The sequence below is a fragment of the Paenibacillus sp. FSL H8-0175 genome (assembly GCF_045040615.1).
Taxonomy (GTDB): Bacteria; Bacillota; Bacilli; order Paenibacillales; family Paenibacillaceae; genus Paenibacillus_AQ; species Paenibacillus_AQ odorifer.
The window spans coordinates 4,505,002-4,524,787 of record NZ_CP150299.1; the positions used below are offsets into that span (position 1 = coordinate 4,505,002).

20 protein-coding genes are annotated in these 19,786 nt (G+C 41.9%); 7 read left to right on the plus strand and 13 right to left on the minus strand.

Annotated features, from left to right (window positions below; translation table 11 throughout):
* Positions 1 to 12: 12 nt before the first annotated feature.
* The 5 genes from MHH46_RS20065 to MHH46_RS20085 all read right to left on the minus strand — a co-directional run bounded on the left by MHH46_RS20065 (position 13) and on the right by MHH46_RS20085 (position 3,754).
* Positions 13 to 930, minus strand: coding sequence for an AraC family transcriptional regulator (locus tag MHH46_RS20065; protein ID WP_248548564.1), 918 nt, complete (start codon positions 928 to 930; stop codon positions 13 to 15).
* 2 nt (positions 931 to 932) lie between these two features.
* A complete protein-coding gene (locus tag MHH46_RS20070; RefSeq protein WP_076190676.1) occupies positions 933 to 1,931 on the minus strand; it encodes a Gfo/Idh/MocA family protein in 999 nt (332 codons plus the stop codon).
* A gap of 189 nt (positions 1,932 to 2,120) precedes the next feature.
* Positions 2,121 to 2,480: a GIY-YIG nuclease family protein gene (locus MHH46_RS20075; RefSeq protein WP_076190673.1), complete on the minus strand. Its 360-nt coding sequence runs from the start codon at positions 2,478 to 2,480 to the stop codon at positions 2,121 to 2,123.
* Positions 2,481 to 2,522: 42 nt separating this feature from the next.
* Entirely contained in the window at positions 2,523 to 3,002 is a 480-nt protein-coding gene (locus MHH46_RS20080; RefSeq protein WP_038572158.1) for a DUF6530 family protein, read from the minus strand.
* Between the two features lie 197 nt (positions 3,003 to 3,199).
* Complete coding sequence (locus MHH46_RS20085) at positions 3,200 to 3,754, minus strand: GNAT family N-acetyltransferase (RefSeq protein ID WP_076190670.1); 555 nt, start codon at positions 3,752 to 3,754, stop codon at positions 3,200 to 3,202.
* Positions 3,755 to 3,870: 116 nt separating this feature from the next.
* Between MHH46_RS20085 and MHH46_RS20090 the strand changes: the two genes are divergently transcribed.
* Together MHH46_RS20090 and MHH46_RS20095 are read left to right on the plus strand one after the other, a co-directional pair.
* On the plus strand, positions 3,871 to 4,452 hold the full coding sequence (locus MHH46_RS20090; RefSeq protein ID WP_076190668.1) for a LysE family translocator: 582 nt from the start codon (positions 3,871 to 3,873) through the stop codon (positions 4,450 to 4,452).
* 19 nt (positions 4,453 to 4,471) lie between these two features.
* On the plus strand, positions 4,472 to 5,242 hold the full coding sequence (locus MHH46_RS20095; RefSeq protein ID WP_076190665.1) for an AraC family transcriptional regulator: 771 nt from the start codon (positions 4,472 to 4,474) through the stop codon (positions 5,240 to 5,242).
* On the opposite strand, the gene nagA is transcribed toward MHH46_RS20095, so the two are convergent.
* The 5 genes from nagA to MHH46_RS20120 all read right to left on the minus strand — a co-directional run bounded on the left by nagA (position 5,231) and on the right by MHH46_RS20120 (position 10,839).
* Positions 5,231 to 6,379: an N-acetylglucosamine-6-phosphate deacetylase gene (gene nagA, locus MHH46_RS20100; protein ID WP_076127285.1), complete on the minus strand. Its 1,149-nt coding sequence runs from the start codon at positions 6,377 to 6,379 to the stop codon at positions 5,231 to 5,233. The genes MHH46_RS20095 and nagA overlap by 12 nt on opposite strands.
* Positions 6,380 to 6,401: 22 nt before the next feature.
* Positions 6,402 to 7,187 carry a DeoR/GlpR family DNA-binding transcription regulator gene (locus MHH46_RS20105; RefSeq protein WP_076182961.1) on the minus strand — a complete coding sequence of 262 codons (786 nt, stop codon included), beginning with the start codon at positions 7,185 to 7,187 and terminating at the stop codon, positions 6,402 to 6,404.
* 175 nt (positions 7,188 to 7,362) lie between these two features.
* Positions 7,363 to 7,845, minus strand: coding sequence for a DinB family protein (locus MHH46_RS20110; protein ID WP_076190662.1), 483 nt, complete (start codon positions 7,843 to 7,845; stop codon positions 7,363 to 7,365).
* A gap of 38 nt (positions 7,846 to 7,883) precedes the next feature.
* Positions 7,884 to 9,350, minus strand: coding sequence for a YdiU family protein (locus tag MHH46_RS20115; RefSeq protein WP_076190660.1), 1,467 nt, complete (start codon positions 9,348 to 9,350; stop codon positions 7,884 to 7,886).
* Between the two features lie 199 nt (positions 9,351 to 9,549).
* Positions 9,550 to 10,839, minus strand: a complete 1,290-nt coding sequence (locus MHH46_RS20120) for a serine dehydratase subunit alpha family protein (RefSeq protein ID WP_076191029.1) — start codon at positions 10,837 to 10,839, stop codon at positions 9,550 to 9,552.
* Between the two features lie 139 nt (positions 10,840 to 10,978).
* Between MHH46_RS20120 and MHH46_RS20125 the strand changes: the two genes are divergently transcribed.
* On the plus strand, positions 10,979 to 11,782 hold the full coding sequence (locus MHH46_RS20125) for a lipase family protein (protein WP_405132508.1): 804 nt from the start codon (positions 10,979 to 10,981) through the stop codon (positions 11,780 to 11,782).
* 301 nt (positions 11,783 to 12,083) lie between these two features.
* Here MHH46_RS20125 and MHH46_RS20130 read toward each other — a convergent pair whose 3' ends face one another.
* Positions 12,084 to 12,425: a DUF4181 domain-containing protein gene (locus MHH46_RS20130; RefSeq protein WP_076127294.1), complete on the minus strand. Its 342-nt coding sequence runs from the start codon at positions 12,423 to 12,425 to the stop codon at positions 12,084 to 12,086.
* 427 nt (positions 12,426 to 12,852) lie between these two features.
* Here MHH46_RS20130 and MHH46_RS20135 point away from each other — a divergent pair, with 427 nt between their 5' ends.
* The gene (locus tag MHH46_RS20135) at positions 12,853 to 13,284 is read left to right on the plus strand and encodes a flavodoxin domain-containing protein (protein ID WP_076190655.1); all 432 of its coding nucleotides are present in this window, start codon (positions 12,853 to 12,855) and stop codon (positions 13,282 to 13,284) included.
* 56 nt (positions 13,285 to 13,340) lie between these two features.
* Here MHH46_RS20135 and MHH46_RS20140 read toward each other — a convergent pair whose 3' ends face one another.
* Together MHH46_RS20140 and MHH46_RS20145 are read right to left on the minus strand one after the other, a co-directional pair.
* On the minus strand, positions 13,341 to 15,413 hold the full coding sequence (locus tag MHH46_RS20140) for a serine hydrolase (RefSeq protein WP_076182972.1): 2,073 nt from the start codon (positions 15,411 to 15,413) through the stop codon (positions 13,341 to 13,343).
* Between the two features lie 92 nt (positions 15,414 to 15,505).
* On the minus strand, positions 15,506 to 16,228 hold the full coding sequence (locus MHH46_RS20145; RefSeq protein WP_076190652.1) for an MOSC domain-containing protein: 723 nt from the start codon (positions 16,226 to 16,228) through the stop codon (positions 15,506 to 15,508).
* Positions 16,229 to 16,425: 197 nt separating this feature from the next.
* On the opposite strand from MHH46_RS20145, the gene MHH46_RS20150 reads away from it, so the two are divergent.
* The 3 genes from MHH46_RS20150 to MHH46_RS20160 all read left to right on the plus strand — a co-directional run bounded on the left by MHH46_RS20150 (position 16,426) and on the right by MHH46_RS20160 (position 19,711).
* Positions 16,426 to 17,889, plus strand: a complete 1,464-nt coding sequence (locus tag MHH46_RS20150; RefSeq protein ID WP_256717178.1) for an ATP-binding protein — start codon at positions 16,426 to 16,428, stop codon at positions 17,887 to 17,889.
* An 86-nt stretch (positions 17,890 to 17,975) separates the two neighbouring features.
* Positions 17,976 to 18,827 carry an AraC family transcriptional regulator gene (locus MHH46_RS20155; RefSeq protein ID WP_076190650.1) on the plus strand — a complete coding sequence of 284 codons (852 nt, stop codon included), beginning with the start codon at positions 17,976 to 17,978 and terminating at the stop codon, positions 18,825 to 18,827.
* Positions 18,827 to 19,711, plus strand: a complete 885-nt coding sequence (locus tag MHH46_RS20160) for a DMT family transporter (protein ID WP_256717183.1) — start codon at positions 18,827 to 18,829, stop codon at positions 19,709 to 19,711. Before MHH46_RS20155 ends, MHH46_RS20160 begins: the two co-directional genes overlap by 1 nt.
* Positions 19,712 to 19,786 lie beyond the last annotated feature (75 nt).

Sequence of the window (19,786 nt, forward strand, 5' to 3'; positions counted from 1 at the left end):
TCACCCTCACCTCTAATGGATTTGTTTGCTGTTTCGATAAGTTGCCGGTGTCATGCCTAACCGCTTGCGGAAGACAATATGCAAATAGGTAGCATTGGTAAACCCTTCCGACTGTGCGATTTGTTCTATCGGATAATTGCTTTCTTCAAGCTTGCGGCAGACCGCTTGCAATCGGATGTCCTCAAGCGCCCTACTGAATGATTGTTCTGCATTTACTTGCTTAAACACCCGCTGCAGCTGCCTTGAACTAATATTCAGCTTTTCCGCAACATTTTCTAAGGTAACCGTTCCTGAATAATTCGCTTCCATATATTGCATTGCGTATTGATACCGGTAAGTCAGCATATCTCTAACCGGCGCCTCCGTGCGGATCCCGCCTGAATCATACGCTCTAACGGCCTTTAATAAAATACTAATCACGAGATGCTTAATTGAAGTATAATATCCGGTCAACTTCCCATCGCATGCTTCGTACGCTTCTCGAAAACACTTCATAGCCCCGTGATAATCTTGTGCTGGGACCAAGGGTAAACACTTCAGCTTCTCCACACAGGTCTCAGCTTCCGCAACCTCCCAAAGATCAGCATCATCCCGGATCCTCTTCTTGATGTCAACATGCAGGCATAGCTCTTCCATGGATTCATCTGCGGCTGCCTCTTGACGATGCATGACACCTGGTCCGGTTAGATAGAACATTCCCTCTGACAGAGGATACTTTTGATCCCCAAGAATGACTTCTCCCTTCCCGCGCGGAATGAAATGAAACTCAAATTCAGAATGATTATGGAACTCGACTACTCTGCCCGGTGGAAAAGATGTCAAATGAAATCTAAACACTGTAATCTCGTAATGTCCCCATAGAATCGTGATATCCAATCTTTCAAGCATGTCCTGCTTCTCAAACATCATCTCATAGGGAAAGCTGCTCAACGTTAAGTCCTCCCAATCGGAATTACACAGCCTTCTTTAGCCGAGCGGTTCGCCGCCTCCATTAATCTGGTAAGCTCAACTGCCATTTCAACATTTTGAGTGGCGAGTGTATTATTTTGAATATGATCAACCCATTGATGGAAGGCGCTTTCACGATTGCTTTGCAGGGCTACTTCTTTCCAGCCTTCTTCTTTATCCGTGGATTTGTTCGTTCTAAGAAGAAGCTTATTCTCTGGTGTTCCGTAAAGCAGCGTTCCTTCAGTTCCATGCACCTCGATAGTAAACGGCGAATGACTATTCACGAAACCAGCCTCCACCACACCAATTGCTCCTGAATCCGTAAATAATGTCACTACAGCATTATCTTCCACTTCTTTACCGGTTACATACCCAAAATTAGCACTAACCCCAGTCACATCTTGATCTAAGAAAAGCTTTGCCAAATACATGGGATGACAGCCCAGATCAATCAAAGCTCCGCCTCCACATTGCTCCAAGCTAAAGAAATGATTAGGAAGCCAGCTTTCCGTTGCTCCGTTATGGGATAAGCGAACTCTAACGTAAGTAATCTTGCCGAGCAGCTCCTGACTTAGAATCTCTTGAATAGTTAATGTATAGCCGTCATTTAAACGAGGCAAGGAGACCGTTAGCTTCACTTTGTTCTCGTTAACTTCTGCGATAATTGCGTTAACTTCTTTTAACGTTGGGGCAATAACTTTTTCTGTGAAAATATGTTTGCCCGCCTTGGCCGCAGCCACGATTACGTCTCTATGCATATTCGTTGGTGCATCCACGATAACGGCATCTATATCCTCTTGCGCAAGCAGATCATCCAGTGATTCAAAAAAAGGAATATTCAAGCTTTCCGCAGCTTTGTTCCCACGCTCTACGTTTTCGTCCCAAACTGCAGCTAATACGGTATCTTCATGCTCCTGAGCTTGCTTGGTATAATCCCATGCATGCACATGCCAATAGCTGAGCTTACCAATTCTAATGGTCATTTACTTGTGCCTCCCGTATATATGTTATTCTGACATCTGCTATAAAAATAACACATAATAAACAGCTTTTTTAGTAGGAAAATGCGACAAAACATATATAATATTACGACACATAAAATCCGGAGTGAAATACGATCCCTAAAAAAAGAAACCCTTGCTATAAAAGCTAAAGGTTTCTTTATACTTGGCTTAATGGGTTAGTGGCTTATTATATCCTTTGTCATCAAAGGGCTGCAATTTCTCGAACCACTTCTTTTTCAATAGTTTAAGCTCCCAGCGCACGTCGGTTACGTCTTCTGACTCCTTCTGCTCTAACACCTCATAGCTGAAGGCTTCTGCTTTAAGTTCCTTCCAGTCCTTTTGCAGCTCTGCATTCGCAAATCTGCCCATATCTAATTGCATCTGTATAGTCATCCATTTATTCTTCAGGTTGGGATAGCTGTCAACGAATATTTTCCCGCTTCTTTTGTTTGTAATTTGAATAGCACCCATGTACGTCTTGAGCTGCTTATATTGCTCCTGAAGTTCTTTACGTTTACTTTTGTCCATTATAATTTATGATTCTCCTTTCACAGGCCATTCTGCTAAATTTCAGTACCCCATTTCTTTCAATAAACGGGACAATACCGAAAGTCGTTCTCCGATCATTTCACCATCATCACTAAGCGCCTGAGCGAACAGCTTAATATCATTATCAATCATGGGATTGTCTGCACATACAGATACACTCATTGCATCTCCCTGCAGTCCAATACGATCAATCATAGGGCTCTCGGGATCATACATTTTTGGAAAACGATAGGCCTCTTGAAAATACAAACTACTTCTGCAAATCAAAATTGCCAGGTCAAGCACTCTGTGCATTGGCAGCTCTTCGGACTGTCTCGACCATTTGTCCCCTGTATGTCTCCATACCTTTGCTGAGATGTCGACCTTTCCTCTATCGTTCCATTGTGCTAATCCTAGGGACAGACCTTTTGCATCTGTGTCCCCGGCGTACCGGCCATCAACCTGCTCGTAATTTTCTGACACGACTACAGGTTTATGTTTTAGAGTTGTTGGAATTTTCATGTTAGTCACTCTCCATTTTATGATTTACTAATTTACTAATTTACTAATTTACTAAATTACTAATTTACTAAATATAAGATTCATATTACCCGGCAAAAGATCATCTGTCAAACGACATTACACCCGTTTTATCCAACAAAACAAAAAATCCCTCTGCGCGTAGCAAAGGGACTGTTATTTTCATGTACTATATATCTCTAGCTTAAATGATCATTCACATTACAAAACCAAACCATATGGACAGAATCAGGTCCCCAATAGTCTTCTACTACTTTATAAGGCTGCCCAAATTTACGTTGCCACCTGACCTGTGCATGTTTATAACCGCTGTCCAGACAAAACTGCTCTACCCCTTGCTTTTTTAGAAATATCATCATTTCCTTAATTAAGGCTGAACCCACACCTTGGCCCTGATAACTTGGCATAATGTATAGACTGCCCAATTCCCCTATTTCATCTAACTGATGATCCGTGCAGGTTTGAATATCTTCGCCACAAGGTCCAAAGGAAATCGTACCGACAACCTGCTCTTCTATTTTTGCAAGAAGGAAGTAAGGCTCCCCAGTCGTAGTATCCAGTGAAGTCATCACCATTTGCTTTTTATGATCTATTTCACTTTGGATATCGTCTTGTAAATGATCAAGCCCTTCTTTTTCAAAGGCATCTTGGATTGAAGTTTCAAAAACAGAGCATGTGGATTCAAAATCAGCTGGAGAAAGCGTGCTTATGGTCATTGGATTACTCTTATTCATTGATTCGGACACCTCTTCTATTCCCGGCCGGAATTCTTAAAAATCCTGCAATAATATACTATCAGCATTCAGACTGAAAGGTTTATATTCATAGAACTACTTTACTGGAGGTCATCATGAATATATTGTCCTTTCTGATCTATTGCGTTGTCGCTACATTTACACCCGGTCCTACCAATATTGTTATTCTTTCTTCCGTGCAACATTCCGGGGCTAAAAAATCAATGGGGTATGTATACGGATCTACGCTGGCTTTTGGCTTATTACTCATCCTTTCTACTCTGCTGAACCGTGTTCTAGTAGAAATCATCCCAAATATCCTGATCATTATGCAAATCATTGGGAGTTTATATATGCTCTACCTTGCTTATAAAATCTTTAAAATGGGTTCAATGGAAGACCAGCCTGACCCTAATGCCAATTTCCGCTCAGGCGTGCTTATGCAGCTTGTGAATCCTAAAGTGCTAGTATTTACACTAACGGTCATTCCCAACTACGTAATGCCATTCTATACCTCTTCGCTTGCCTTGTTTATATTTGTTATAATTATAACTGTGATCGGATTTTTTGCATTTACGACATGGGTTGTATTTGGGACAATCTTCAGAACATTTATGAAAAATCATCAAAAAGTTCTAAATACCGTGATGGCACTGTTTTTAGTATACTCGGCCATTATGATATCGGGAATCCTATAAAGTCGCGGAGGTTAAGAACGTGGAGAAATTTAACTATAAAAAGTCAGCAGAGATCCTGTCCTTATCCGCCAGCCTTACTGATTTCACCTATAAAAAACATTGCCATGAGGAATATGCACTCGGTGTGACCCTTCGTGGCATTCAGCAATATAATCTTGACGGTAGTTTGCAATCCTCTCATAAAAATGGCGTAATGTTGTTTAATCCAGAACAAACGCATGATGGCAATGCGTATGATAAAGGTGGCATTGATTATGTCATGCTTTATATTAAGCCAACCCTAATGTTAGAGATACTAGAAAAAAAAGAACTCCGCTTCGCCACTCCTATCTTATACGATGACAAATTGGCGCAGTGCATATTAGCCCTAAACCATGCCATCCAGAATGGCAAAGAGGAGTCTTTGTGCAGTGAACTGTTATTCACTCTGGTTCATTTAGTATCCAATACTGAAATAGTTACCGATCGCAGAACGAATAATAAATTTCTCAAAAAAGCAAAGGAAATGATGTACTGCAGTTTAGACCATGTGCTGAAGCTGGACGATCTCTGCACAGAGTTTGGTCTGTCCAAATATCAGTTTATTCGCGAGTTTAAGACACATACAGGAATATCACCCTATCAATTTTTCTTAAATTGCAAGGTAGAGCGTGCCAAGCAGTCCATAGAGAGAACCAAGGATATCTATGCAGCTGTTGTAGATTGCGGATTTGTGGATCTAACTCATCTGAACAGGCATTTTAAAAGCGTGTTCGGAATAACCGCACATGAATACCGGTCACAGCTGTAAGATCTGCCCTCCTACCATTGTCCAGAGCACTTTGAATTCATCATCCAAGAGAACCAGGTCAGCATCCAAGCCAGAGGTGATCGTCCCCTTTTGTTGAAGTTCAAGAATATTGGCCGGTGTAGTTGAAGCCATTTGCACCGCATCTGTGAGCGAAATTCCAGTTTCGACAGTATAACGTAAGGCTTCATTCATGGTAACTGTACTGGAGGCCAGCGTGCCATCTTCCAATCGCGCTATGCCACCAGATACCGTAACCTGATGTCCTCCAAATATATAATTCCCATCCCCTAACCCCATTGCCTGTAAGGCATCTGTGATCAAGACCATTCCTTCCGGTCCTTTCATGGTATGCATCAAGCGGATAATTGCAGGATGCAGATGGACATTATCCACAATAGCTTGCAGGCTCACATGCTTCTCTTCGAAAGCGGCAACCACAATCCCCGGATCTCGATGATGGATCGGCCGCATGCCATTAAAACAATGCGTAACATGACTTGCCCCAGCGGCAAAAGCTTGTTTGGCTTCCTCATATGTGGCATCCGAATGAGCAATCGCTATCACCACTCCCTGTTCTTTCAAAAAGGAAAGAAGCTCCATGCCTCCCGGCAGCTCAGGAGCAATCGTAACCATTTTTATGAGTGATCCAGCTTCTTGGAAAATGAGCTTCATTTCCTCTAAGTTAGGATGCCGCAGATACTTTTCATTTTGCATTCCTTTTCTCTTGGGGTTTAGATAAGGTCCCTCTAAGTGAATGCCTGCGATCTTTGCTCCCACTTCATACCCAATTACACGTTTGACACTACGAATCATCTCTAAAAGATCCTCCATCGTAGAACTCACAGAGGTAGCCAGAAATGAGGTGCAACCAGAAGCTGCACAAGCCTTCGATACTTCTTGAATACTCTCTTCAGTACCGTCCATCATATCAAACCCGTTAGCGCCATGAATATGCACATCTATCATTCCGGGCACTAACAAATGCCCTCCGCCATCAATCCGTTCATACTCACCCTCTGGGATAGAAATATCTCCTGAGTCTATCCTCATCACTTTTCCTTCAGAAATCCATACATTGGCCGCTGAAACTATACTATTCTGAAGCACTACTTGTACATTTTGCAAAATATAAGTCATAAACATTCTCCTCCAGTCGTTATCACTCTTGATTTCGAACCTCTTCAGCTTCATCTAGGCACTCAATAACTGTGATGTTCTTCTGATCTAGAACTTCTCTGATCTCGATTGGAAGCTCTCGATTTGTAACTAAAATATCAACAAAATCAAAGTCTAGCCGATAAAAGGATTTAGCATTAAATTTGGTGTGATCCGCTACTAAAATCACTTGATCAGATCTTCGAGCCATTTCTCTTTTTACCCGCGCATCTTCTTCATAAGGATAATAGAGTCCATCAGCACAGATCGCCGATGCTCCAATAAAGGCTTTATCCGCACGAATTTCACTAAGTTTATCGATAATGGAAGAACCATATAACAAGCGGTTTTTCACATTCAAGTAACCACCAAGTACATAAATTAGCAGATCCTCGCGATGGGATAAAATCCCTACATTATCTATCGAGTGCGTGACAACCGTAATATCCTGCGCACTAATTTGTTCTGCAACAAACTGTACAGTGGTCGATACATCTAAAATCACAGTCTCACGATCTTGGATAAGCCCGGCCGCGATCTTCCCTATTCTCTGCTTACTCTCGGATTCATCGATCAAACGATCTTGATAAGATAATAATTCTTTTTGCAATTCAGGTAACGCTAGACCGCCATGCGTCCGAACAACGACGCCCTCTTGTACTAACCTAACAATATCCCGTCGGGCAGTATCTCTTGAGACTTCAAATTGCGTACAGATATCTTGAACACTCATCGATTGGTGTTGTTTCAAATATTCGAGTATTTTTAATAATCGTTCCTCTTGATACATAATGAAATTCACCTCCTAAAGTCATCATAAGTCATTTTATAAGTATTTACAAGCATTTATAAGTTAATAATTAAGTATATATAAGTATTAATGCGTAAAAAAAGACGAAAGCCAGATGCATGTGCATCCGCTAACGCCTTTAAAATGTCTATTCTTTAGGATTCACTTCACAATGTCACTTCACATCGCGGTTCCAGCTCTTCTGTATCTTTCGAATATAAACAATTTGGCCCACATGATAAGCATTATGTGTTGTTACATTTCCGAGAACTTCCCACCATTTACTGTCTGGAAATCCTTGAACATCAGCTTCCAATTGTTCTTTCTTAATCAATTCCTGCCAGTGTAAAAGAACCTCTAAAAGTTGTTTTTGCAGCGCTTCGAACGTTTTCCCTTCTGCAACGACAAAGGTATTATTATTACTATCCACTGGAGGAACCGCCTGAACACTGGCTTCTTTATACCTTGTTTGCCAAGTTTCATTCCAGTAAAGCAGATGCTGCACAATCTCAGCAATACTATTGCTTTCTTCCGTTACCTTCCAAAAAGCTTCTTCTTCACTTAAGTCTTTAACCGCCACTTCAAAGGGCACATACCAACTCGGATCATTCGCATTGGCCAGCAACTGGTTGGCTAGAACATCATAAGCATGAAACATTCTTCCTTCCCCCATTTTCCAGATAAATTATATGCAAATCAAGTACCGCAGAATGTACGATATGGACATGCGGATTCCTCAGGAAGTGCCGAGTATTCCTCTTGTTCAGAGGAGTAGGCGTATGGGTTAGTCAAAGCTTGAAGTAACCTCTCCATCACATCGTAATCTTCCCGCTCTACCGCAGCCTCAAGCGCTTCTTCTACACGATGGTTCCGCGGAATAATCGCAGGATTGCTGCTATGCATCAGCTTCTGTGAAGAGGATTGTGATTCCTGCTGCCTGCTAAGCCGCGCCTGCCATAGCTCATTCCATTGCTTAAATTCAGGGGTGCCAAACAGATCAGCATCTTCCGTTACGCCTAAAGTTAAGGACCGAAATGTATTAGTGTAGTCAGCCCGATATTTTTGCATCAGTTCAAGGAGGGTATCAATCAGAGCAACATCCTCTAACTCTTCGTTAAAGATTCCCAGCTTCGCTCTCATTCCCGTTAGCCAATATTGATAGGACCGCTCCGAAAAATCTGAAATTGCCTCCTCAGCCAGCTTAATCGCCTGTGCCTGATCGTCAGCCAGCAATGGCAAGAGAGTCTCGGCAAATCTGGCGAGATTCCATGCGCCAATCCCGGGCTGATTGTGGTAAGCATAACGACCCTGCTGGTCTATGGAACTAAATACTGTCTCAGGATTATACACATCCATGAAGGCACATGGACCATAATCAATCGTTTCTCCGCTAAGGGCCATATTATCAGTATTCATCACTCCGTGAATAAAACCTACAAGCTGCCATTTAGCAATTAGCGCTGCTTGACGTTCCATTACTTCCCGAAGCAGAACAAGATATGGATTATCTTCCACAGGAGCTTCTGGATAATGTCTTTGCAACGTGTAATCAGCCAGAATACGCAGATCCTCCACAGTCCCCCATGCAGCAACATATTGGAAGGTTCCAACACGCAAATGACTGGCAGCAATCCGGGTCAGAACCGCCCCCGGCTGTTCCGTTTCCCGAATTAGCGACTCCCCTGTAGCTACCACCGCCAAGCTGCGAGTCGTAGGAATCCCAAGTCCATGCATAGCTTCACTAATGATATATTCGCGTAACATCGGTCCAAGCGCTGCCCGGCCATCGCCACCACGAGAGTATGGGGTTCTTCCCGCACCCTTCAATTGAATATCCACACGATCACCTTGAGGGGTGATCTGTTCGCCCAGCAGCACTGCTCGACCGTCTCCCAACATGGTAAAATGTCCGAATTGATGTCCAGCATAAGCTTGCGCAAGCGACAGGGTACCTTCAGGAACTTCGTTGCCGGCAAGAATCCCAAGACCCTCCTTACTCTGTAGTGCGGTGCTATTCAGCCCAAGAGTAGCAGCCAATGGTTCATTAAAAATAATCAGTTCCGGTTTACCCACAGGCGTTGGCTTAATCCTTGTAAACATTGATTCCGGCAGTTGAGTATAACTGTTCGCAAAATTCCAGCCTATATCTATTTTCTCTGTCATATTATCTCCTTTTTATACCCTCAGTCTCTATGCCTTTATTAACTCAGAATAAGTTATGTTAAAATTTAATGCAAATCTTCTCGCAGACCTATGTTTTTGCCGAAGTGTTACAAAGACCGCCCGGCTTCCTGCCATTTTATGCAGGGAACCGGGCGGTCTTAATTATGATGTTCTATCTTGTTTTCAAATTATTTGGAAGCTAATTCGCTCCGCCTTTGGAGAGCATAATATTGAGAATGGTCTTGTCAGTATCCGCCAGCCCTTCCTGAACCAAACGCTCCATGTTGCGGATGGTATCTTCCACCTCTTCGAAAATCACACCATCCTTGGTTGTAGGAGCAATGTTGTTCATAGCCAGAGTGGCTGCCTGGATCGCCGTATTGGTGGAGGTGGAAATCTTCAGCGCACAGGTAGAATTCGCACCGTCACAGATCATGCCTGACAAAGAAGCTATCGTATTCTGTATTCCATGCTTGATCTGCTCAAGACTGCCGCCCATGAGATAAATGATCCCGCTATTTGCTCCTACTCCCCCTGCAATCCCTGAACCACATAATGGGGACAAACGCCCGATATAATGTTTGATGTGCACAGTGACCAGATTGCTCAGTGCAAGCGCCCGAGCTAGCATTTCTTCATCTTTGTCCAACAATTCCGCCAGAGCTATAACGGGAAGCGTACAGGCGATGCCTTGATTGCCACTGCCTGCAGTTGTCATCACAGGCATTGCACTGCCATCCATTCGAGCATCTGAAGCCGCTGCGGTAGCCGCGATAATTCTGTTCGCTACATCATTGCCGAACAGATTCACCGCAGATTGCTGATTCATTTTCTTACCTACTTGCAAGCCATAATCGCCTCGCAATCCCTCATCAGAGATCGCTTTGTTCATCCGCGCCCCTTCCAAGAGAAAGCTAAGGTCTGAAAAAGGAGCGGTACAGATAAACTCGAATATCTGGTCAACTGAGCCCGCATACTCTTCCGTGTCGGAAAGACCAGGCTTGCCACAGTCGGCTTTTGAATTCCGGGGTGTTATTTTCTCCCCGTCCAGAGCCAAATATTCTATATGGGTGTGCTCTCTGGCAATAATGGCAGTCGCCGTATGGTTCTGCGTAAACAATTGGGCTTCAATATATAATTTCTCAGGAGTGTCCTTTATCTCCACTTTTAGCAGCTTTCTATCCAGCAGGTCATTTGCCATCTTCAACTCAGCCTGCGTCAGACCTGACAGAATTTCCAGCTCCTTGTGAGAACGGCCGACCACCGCTCCAAGGGCTGCTGCGATGGGCAGGCCTGTCTGGCCTGTCCCGGGAATGCCCACTCCCATTGCATTTTTGATAATATTACCGCTGAGATGCAGCTGAATCCCCGTAATTTCTTCCTCGAGAAGCTCTGCCGCCAAGGAGACGGCATACGCAACTGCAATCGGCTCCGTACAGCCTTCTGCCGGCACGACTTCCTTGTGTAAAATTTCCAATAAGTTGCCCATGTATGCATTTCCCCCTTTTCTCTCGCTGTTGGACTTATTTATATATAGTAACTCAGAGAGAAGTTTCAGGGAATCCTTTTTCTTAGGAATCACTCCTTCATCCCCCTAATATAGTGTAGGAAAGAAAGGCGGGATGTACGTGAGTAAGAGGGATGAGCAAGAGCAAAGGGCGATCTTTCTAGCTGCAGTCTGCGGGCAAACCTATACACAATTTTCAAATATAGATGGAGTTTTCGTCATTCCATTAGATTATCAGCTATGTCATCCCATTGAAGCACAATCCTTCAATAATGTATGGGAACGTTTCGGCTTTATTTTGGAGTCTCCACAAGAGATTATTATCGCTTTTCGGGGAACCAGTACGACGACCAATTGGATATCCAACGTCCTCGCTTCACAGGAACGGTTCAAATATCTTAAAGAAGACTCTCTCACCCATCGTGGCTTCACCAACATTTATTCTTCAGCTCGGGAAGGCATCTTCTCTGCGCTCTCCAAGCTATCTCCTGACAAGACCTTATACATTACGGGCCACAGCCTCGGTGGAGCGCTCGCCACCTTATGTACCTTAGATATTGCGGCAAATACCTCTTACACCTCACCTAACCTATATACTTATGGTTCCCCACGGGTAGGTGATCCGGACTTCGTTAATATTTTCAAACAATATGTGCGGAAGAGTTACCGGTATGCCAATCTTTTTGATGTTGTAACCTACGCACCTCCACATGTCTATAAGCTCCCCAAACGGGAAAAAAAGTATTATTACAATCATGTCCATACTTTTAACTCACTGTCTTTCCAGAATGGATCTACAAGTGGTAATCACGTAATCAGCAGCTATTTCGCCGAGCTCTCCAAGCTCCAACTGGAATTCGCTCAAGAATTATGTATAACGAACCCTGGATTCTGTCCACTCGTGGCTACGAAAGCAGAAGTATAATGTGAACACAAAAAGAAGGTGCCCAACAAGCCATATGCTGGCTGCCGGAACACCTCTTTTCTTCGTATGATTCGATGCCATCAGCAGTTACAAAGTCACTAACGGACTCCATCGACACTAACAGCAGTATATTTCCACTTTAAGAATTCCATCGGACCCCATGGCCACTATTGGCATAAAAACCCGTAATATAAGTCACTTTCTAACGAATAGCTGCACTGGAGTCCGAAACGCTGCCCAAAAGGCGATTATTTAGCAATTAACATCATCTGGGTCCGATACCGGTACGAATGAAACTAGATCAGAATATAAAATAAACTAATACCACACCTAGGACTAACAGAATAAGTGAAACTATGTGCTGTTTCGTATGTTTTAGAAATTTCCAGTCGATAAACGACTGAAATCCTATTGCTACTATTATAACTACAATCCAAAACCACTTCATAACCGTACCCTCTGGGCCATCGGCAATTATTATCACAATCCCCGTAATTAATCCCACAAGTGCAAGTATAAGCTTCCCTTTTATATTAAGCTCATAACCGTCCTCAGGAAGTTTTTCTTTATCCGGGCCAACAATCCATATCCTTAGAAATAGGTTAGAAAAAGCAAGGATTATAAGTATAAGTCCAATTTTCACTTTCGTTCACCTCCACTCTTATATAGAATTCATTCGTATTTATTTCTGATCATTAGTTCTTTGATTTCTTTTAACTCATTTAATATTTCTTTTGATAGTTGCGTACTTCTAGAGTTATCGATGCCTACTTTAATCACGAATATTCCAAGCAACAAATAGATGATTAGCATTACGATGATCCCCAATTTACGTTCACTCCTCTTATTTTTGTATATTTCATTAAAGATATAGTTAGCATTAGATTAATATTATTCCCATGATAGTATAATAAGGATATCTAATTAACACTCAGGAGCTTGCCGTTGGCTTGACAAATGATCAGTATATTCGATAAAATATACTATATCTTGATAATCAAGATAATTGGTATGCGAGAGTTTTTTCAATGCGGGAACACGATTAATCTTAACTGAAAAGAGGGAACACAATGGCAGTACTTATTCTATACGCTACAAAATCTGGAGCAACAGAACAATGTGCAAAAGTATTATCAGAAGAGCTACCTCAGAGCAAAATTTGCAATATAGAATTAGAGAAGCCGAATATCGAGGCATTTGATAGCATTATTTTAGGAGCAGGAGTAAGAGATGAAAAAATATATAAAGCCATTCGTGACTTTATCAAAAAAAATAAAGATGAGTTACTGACTAAGAAGATGGGCTACTACATTTGCAACGAGAAACCTAAGAAAACCGAAGAATTAATAGAGAAAAATTTCCCTGATGATCTGAAAGAAGCTGCGATTTGTATTGAATCTTTTGGAGGTTATAAGGCCTATAAGGCTCCAAAGGAAGGTACTGATCAGCTAAAAGGGATTTTGGTAGATAAAATAAGAGAATTCTCACAAAATTTCAAATAAAAAATCCTGTTACCAAGACGAAAATCTTGATAACAGGATTCTTTTTTTATATACGTTTATTGCGCCTTGAGGGTCACTTCAAACTTCGCACCGACATCACCTACAAATACAATTTTGCCGTTGCTAGGAAGTTTGACTTGTTTAAGACCGCTTATGGTGAAGTAATTCACACATACACCATTCTCATCATAGACGGCAAAGGAACTTTTGGTTGGCAGCTCTACTGTCATTATCTTACCTGTTGCCGTTTCAGGAACTCCATACCATCTAGCATATCCATCTGATTGGATAGTTACCATAGATTGCGGGCCTGCATAAATAGGTTTAACCGCATCTTGATGTATAAACAATTGATTGCCAATCTTTAAATACTCCACACCATTTTTCTCTTCAAAAATAAGATCCGCAAGATCGCGCCCAGCGATGGTTGGGATTTGCACGGTCATTTCTGCTTTATTAGGCCCAGTTATTTTATTCGAGCCCATATAACCAGGTGCGTCAGGGAACATAGCGATTCCAGCTACCGGCATACTCATGTAATATTGGGAGCTGTACTTCTCGCTGACATCAAAATACAATTTCCCTTGGCGCTGCTGCCATGCAGTAGTGACCTCTTGAGATAGGGCATTAGGTTCAAGCTTCTCAGCTGCATATTGGGTAACGGCAGTTTCACCAAGTCCTGGAATCACCCCATACCCTTGACTCCAAAGATAGATACGGCCATTGCTCTCCTTCACAAAGCTAACTTTACTTGTACCCTCTGCATCTAAGAATTCTCCGTTCGAATTATAGGAAAATTTCTGCGCAGGCATTGTAGGAGCTATAATTGAAGATATACTCAATTCCCCAGTTTTACTAACCTCTATCTTCATCAGTTGCGTAGAATCACCATAGACACCCGCATAGTTTAGCAATTCTTGCGGCATATCCTCTTTGTTCGAAGTTTTAAATGTAGGTGTAGCTTTCAGTTCCTTAATAACTCCCTTTTCCTGTAAAGCGCTGAGTAAAATTTCGTTGGCAAGCATCTGGTCCGTTGTACTTGATCCGCCAGAAGATATTACTGCTGCTGCCATCTGCTGCTCGGGCAATACAACTAATGAGGTATGATACAGACCTGTATCTCCACCCTTTGTCAAAGCCTTGATTTCGTACTGGTTAAATGGATATAAGTTCACACTGTCCCAGCCTAATCCATAAGCTAACGAATTATCGGCTCCTTTAGGCCATATTCCACGCTTATATTCCTCTTGTTCCATCGCTTTTACAGACTTTTCTGACAAAATGCCAGTCGATTGGCCTGTAAAAATAGTTGCAAAACGCACCAAATCCTCAGCAGTGGAATAGATACCACCTGTTCCAATCACGTTAATGGTTTCTTTGGGTAAAGCTGCTGAGTAGGTAGCATTATAGACACTAGCCAGCTGAGAAGAAGCTACAGAATCTACAGGCGTTTTCGTATGTTCAAGCCCTAGAGGTTCTGTGAAATTTTGATGAATGAATGTGGTAAAGTCCGTGCCACTGACCTTTTCAACAATCAACTCAGCCAACGTAAATCCATCATTACAATATACTGAGTAGGCGCCTGGATCGGCCTTCAGACGTTGTGTTGACAAAGTCTCTAGCAAACTATCTTTTGCAATAGGATCGGAATCATTAAATAAGAAAGAATTGGATAAGTTCGAGCCAGCAAGACCTGATGAATGATTCAACAGCATCCGTACAGTGATTTGCTTATAACGAGAATCTTCCATCGTAAAATTATTCAAATAAGATACGACTGAACCGTCCAAATCTACTTTTCCTTGCTCAACAAGCTTCATAATAGAAGCTGTTGTATACATTTTACTCGTCGAGCCAATACCATACATCGTTGTGACGCTTGGTGCTGTCTTACTCTCCACATGGCTAAATCCAGATTGACCGCTCACAACGATATTATCGCCATCAATAAGAGCATATTGGAGACTAGTCGTCCCCAGCTTCTCCGTTAAGAACGCCGCCTTCTCTGCTGCCACCTTCTGAGTGTTCACATACGTTTGCCCTTTGCTGCTATCCGCTGCTAAAACACTAGTAGGGACATACACCAATAGAAGCAATGCAACTAATAAGGATGCCAAATTTTTCTTCATACATAACCTCCCGATATGAAATCGTCATCCTTTAAAGGATAATTTATCCATGGAGTAATGTAAAGGAAGTTTATACTATTGGGATTATATATCTAATCTACTATTTCTACTTTATCTCCGATTCGAATTTCCCCTGTTTTGATTACAGAGGCATAGACTCCGAAATGCAAATCAAACTCTTTATGTAATTTTTTCAAAAGCACTGGGTCCTTCTGGAGACTATCCGGGTCCATCGTAATCACAACACATCTCTCACAAAAACTATCTACCTGTAGCTGTACATCCCCAATGTTGAGCCGGCGTCCAATCCAATCTCCTTCAAAAAGAGAATCATCATTCAGCGCGATAACAAAATTCCCGCGAAAACGACGTTGATCCAAGGAATGCCCCCAGGTTGCCTCCAGTTTTTTTAAGCTGGCATCCGTAATGAGTAGAATACTAGCGCCATCCACGGATAGGAGCTGCGGATGTTCTGGCTGTGGATGTGCAGCTTTTAGACCAGACATAGTGATTGGAGTTTTGGTTTGGCTTTGGATTTCTTCCAATAGATTATCATCCCATCCAAAGGTTCGCCCGTCTGATGCCGTTACATGGATTTGTCCATCTATAAATTGCGCTTGATAGGTAAGCATATTCGGTATATTTCTAGCGGTGATATATCTTCGCCAGCCCTCTTTTGACTCATCGTAAAAGGAGCACAAACGGTCACCAAGCATTCCATACGGTTCAATCATACAGCTTTCTAATTTTTCACCCGCAAATGACTTGACCGGATAACGATTAATTCCTTGAATTTCACCAACAACTGATAACATAATACAACGCCTCCACTTGTCTTAAAATGCAACGTATCTTCCCATTCTACCTGATTTTATTTAACTGTTGTATGAATATCTAATAACCCAGAAATTTTATATGTTTTATTGAGTTATATGTTTTATACTATGACTGTTAGACATATTGCATTTCGAAATAACACTCACTCCCCCATAAAGAAGAGAGGTAACCTGCTGTGCGGACAAATGATTTTCAAGGTTTTGACTTTGTTTTTACTCAAGCCGTGATGGGTATGGCCCTTATTTCGCTTGATGGAACGTTCCTAAAACTGAATTCAGCATTATGCGACCTCTTGGGGTATGATGAAACCGAATTAACGACACCCTCTCCAACCGTCCGTACCCTTCTAGATCAGATTCATAAATTCATTTCATTAGGAAGCTCTCTTCCACCTACGAGTACTGATCCGCAGAGACTCGAAGTAGATTATTTCCATCCCACCGGACACCGGTTATCTTTAAAAATCTCCATATCTATCCTTTCGGATGACATTGGTAAACCCATATTTTATTTTACTCAATTCGAGAATAAGACCCTGATCAGGGAAATGGAGACTCAGCTTCAGGTTGTGAAGACCCATCTACTTGAAAAAGAGAGCTCTTTTCTACAGCTGCTGGAGGAACTGCCTCAGCCCGTGCTTATCACTAGGGGAGGGATTGTTCTGTATGCAAATTCGGCAGGTTTACAATTAATCCATGCGGAAAGCCTAGATCAAGTGCTTGGTCTATCGACTATGGATATTGTAGACTACTCTAATTATGAAATTCTCTCAGAACGAAGAAAGAAATTCAACACTGATAGAACAACAGGTTCTGTCTGCTACCTGATTAATTGTTTAAATAACCAGCAGAAATATGTAGATGGGATTACATTGCCGATCATTTATGAGGGAAACGAAGCCTACATTGGCATATTCAAAGATATATCCGAGCAAGTATTGGAAGATGAACGACTGATACAGTCCGAGAAATTATCCACAGCAGGACAGTTAGCAGCTGGAATCGCTCATGAAATACGGAATCCTCTTACAGCCATTAATGGCTTTATGAAGCTACTGCGCTCTTCCGAGCGGATGAATGATAAATATATTTCCATTATTGAGTCAGAGTTGAAACGCATCGAGTTCATCGTCAACGAACTGCTTGTCTTATCTAAACCCCAAACCACTCATATTAGTAAACCAGTGGATTTATTGTCTTTGCTGGAACAAGTCACCACACTAATGAATGGACAAGCTGCCCTAAAAAATCTCAAGATCCTCCCTGTCTGTACTGATCAATCCATTTGGATCAATGGTGAGGCTTATCAGATGAAGCAGGTATTTATTAACTTACTTAAAAATGCGATGGAAGCAATGAATCATGGGGGAAACATCTATATTCATGTGCAAACCTATGACAGAGAAGCCCGAATCAGTGTGCAGGATGAAGGCTGTGGGATGACAGAGGAACAGATCAATGCCCTCGGCAAACCATTTTATACGACCAAAGAAACAGGAACAGGCTTAGGTTATATGATCACACAAAATATTATACATAATCATGGCGGAGCGATCTCTATAGAAAGTATTCTGGAGCAAGGAACAACTTTTACTGTGAGTATTCCAACGATCATTACACCTGAGGAACCTATCATGTAGAAGATGAGGTATCGCAACATCATGCAAGAATGCCCCTAACTTTCACATTATAATGGTTATACATAATTGGAAAAGAAGGTGCAGCAATGACTCGTGAAGTTCGAACAGTTGTTTTCGATCGTGACTTAAAATTTGAGGCCTATCGATTCGAAGGTATTATGCAGAAGTTTCCCAACCATTTTCATGACTATTATGTCATAGGTTTTATTGAACAAGGAAAAAGACATCTGCTATGTAACCAAGAAGAGCATATTCTTAACAGCGGAGATGTGGTCATCTTTAATCCGGCGGATCCCCATGCCTGTGAACAGATAGACGGGAGAACGCTTGACTATCGCTGCATCAATATTCAGCCGGAAGTCATGCGTGAGTATGTGCTAGAAATTACCGGCATAGACTACTTACCGCGGTTCACACACAATGTCCTCTACCAAAGTGAACTGTCGAGCCCTTTACACGATCTGCACCAAATGATATTAGAGGATCAATCCGATTTTCAAAAAGAAGAGTTATTTCTATTTCTCCTTGAGCAGCTTTTGAGAGAATACACGGAGACAGAAACCCTCTGTCCCGCTCAAGAGCCTACTTCTGAAATTAAAATCATTTGCGAATACATAGAGTTACATTATGCGCAGAACATTACGCTGAACCAGCTAAGTGAATTGAGCGGCTTAAGTAAATATCACTTGCTGCGTTTATTTACCAGACAGAAAGGAATATCACCTTACCGTTACTTGGAAACTATTCGCATCAACCACGCCAAAAGGCTTTTAGAACAAGGAATATTGCCAATAGAAGTGGCCTCTCTAACCGGATTCAGTGATCAGAGCCATTTCACAAATTTTTTTAAAAGACTCATAGGCTTAACCCCTAAGCAATATATGCGTATATTTGTTCAACAAACGGGAGTAAAGTCATCAATGGAACTTACGAAATGATAAATCAACGCAAGATTAACACAGGACATCTGCTGGCATTGCTTACGATTTTAATCTGGGGAACCACCTTTATCTCCACAAAAATACTGTTAAAAGACTTTACGCCTGTGGAAATTTTGTTCTTCCGTTTTCTTATTGGGTACTTTGTACTGTTACTGATCTATTCACGTCCAATCCGAACTACATCCTTTAAAGAGGAATTACTCTTTATCTCAGCAGGTCTTTGTGGAGTCACGTTATATTTTCTTATAGAAAATATTGCCCTAGTCTATACCCTTGCATCCAATGTAGGCGTGATTGTCTCCATCGCTCCATTTTTCACGGCGGTTATCGCTCACTTCTTTTTAGAAGAAGAGAAATTTCACAGGCAGTTTTTTATAGGATTTTTGATAGCCTTGGCAGGAATTATATTAATTGGGCTGAACGGGAGTTTTCTTCTCCAACTGAACCCCATCGGCGACTTGCTGGCATTGCTGGCACCTGTGGTTTGGGCAATATATTCAGTGTTGATGCGAAAAATAAGCCTACTAAAGGTTCATACTATAGGGGCTACCCGCAGAGTATTTTTCTATGGTCTGCTGTTTATGCTGCCTCCTCTGTTTCTGTTTGATTTCCAGCTGGGTCTGAGTAGATTCAAAGAGATTTCAAATGTAGCTCACCTGCTTTTCTTAGGTCTGGGTGCCTCGGCACTGTGTTTTTTGACTTGGAATAAAGCTGTAGGGATTCTAGGGGCTGTAAAAACAAGTGTATACATCTATATTGTGCCTGTAATTACAGTGGCAGCTTCCGCCCTTGTTCTGAATGAAAAGATCACCTGGGCAATCCTGACGGGAACTTTTTTAACGCTCACCGGTTCATATATTTCCGAACGCAAACCTAAATAACCACACCATCTTTAACATTTAATAAAAAGAAGCCCCAGCAGCGTGATGCTTACTGGAGCTTCTTTAAGTTTCATT

Excerpts from the sequence above, each read along its gene's own strand:
- MHH46_RS20080 (WP_038572158.1), bottom strand. The coding sequence starts at position 3,002 with ATGAAAATTCCAACAACTCTAAAACATAAACCTGTAGTCGTGTCAGAA.
- MHH46_RS20115 (WP_076190660.1), bottom strand. The coding sequence starts at position 9,350 with ATGACAGAGAAAATAGATATAGGCTGGAATTTTGCGAACAGTTATACT.
- MHH46_RS20075 (WP_076190673.1), bottom strand. The coding sequence starts at position 2,480 with ATGGACAAAAGTAAACGTAAAGAACTTCAGGAGCAATATAAGCAGCTC.
- MHH46_RS20110 (WP_076190662.1), bottom strand. The coding sequence starts at position 7,845 with ATGTTTCATGCTTATGATGTTCTAGCCAACCAGTTGCTGGCCAATGCG.
- MHH46_RS20155 (WP_076190650.1), top strand. The coding sequence starts at position 17,976 with ATGACTCGTGAAGTTCGAACAGTTGTTTTCGATCGTGACTTAAAATTT.
- MHH46_RS20090 (WP_076190668.1), top strand. The coding sequence starts at position 3,871 with ATGAATATATTGTCCTTTCTGATCTATTGCGTTGTCGCTACATTTACA.
- MHH46_RS20145 (WP_076190652.1), bottom strand. The coding sequence starts at position 16,228 with ATGTTATCAGTTGTTGGTGAAATTCAAGGAATTAATCGTTATCCGGTC.
- MHH46_RS20140 (WP_076182972.1), bottom strand. The coding sequence starts at position 15,413 with ATGAAGAAAAATTTGGCATCCTTATTAGTTGCATTGCTTCTATTGGTG.
- MHH46_RS20070 (WP_076190676.1), bottom strand. The coding sequence starts at position 1,931 with ATGACCATTAGAATTGGTAAGCTCAGCTATTGGCATGTGCATGCATGG.
- nagA (WP_076127285.1), bottom strand. The coding sequence starts at position 6,379 with ATGACTTATATTTTGCAAAATGTACAAGTAGTGCTTCAGAATAGTATA.
- MHH46_RS20105 (WP_076182961.1), bottom strand. The coding sequence starts at position 7,187 with ATGTATCAAGAGGAACGATTATTAAAAATACTCGAATATTTGAAACAA.
- MHH46_RS20135 (WP_076190655.1), top strand. The coding sequence starts at position 12,853 with ATGGCAGTACTTATTCTATACGCTACAAAATCTGGAGCAACAGAACAA.
- MHH46_RS20085 (WP_076190670.1), bottom strand. The coding sequence starts at position 3,754 with ATGAATAAGAGTAATCCAATGACCATAAGCACGCTTTCTCCAGCTGAT.
- MHH46_RS20120 (WP_076191029.1), bottom strand. The coding sequence starts at position 10,839 with ATGGGCAACTTATTGGAAATTTTACACAAGGAAGTCGTGCCGGCAGAA.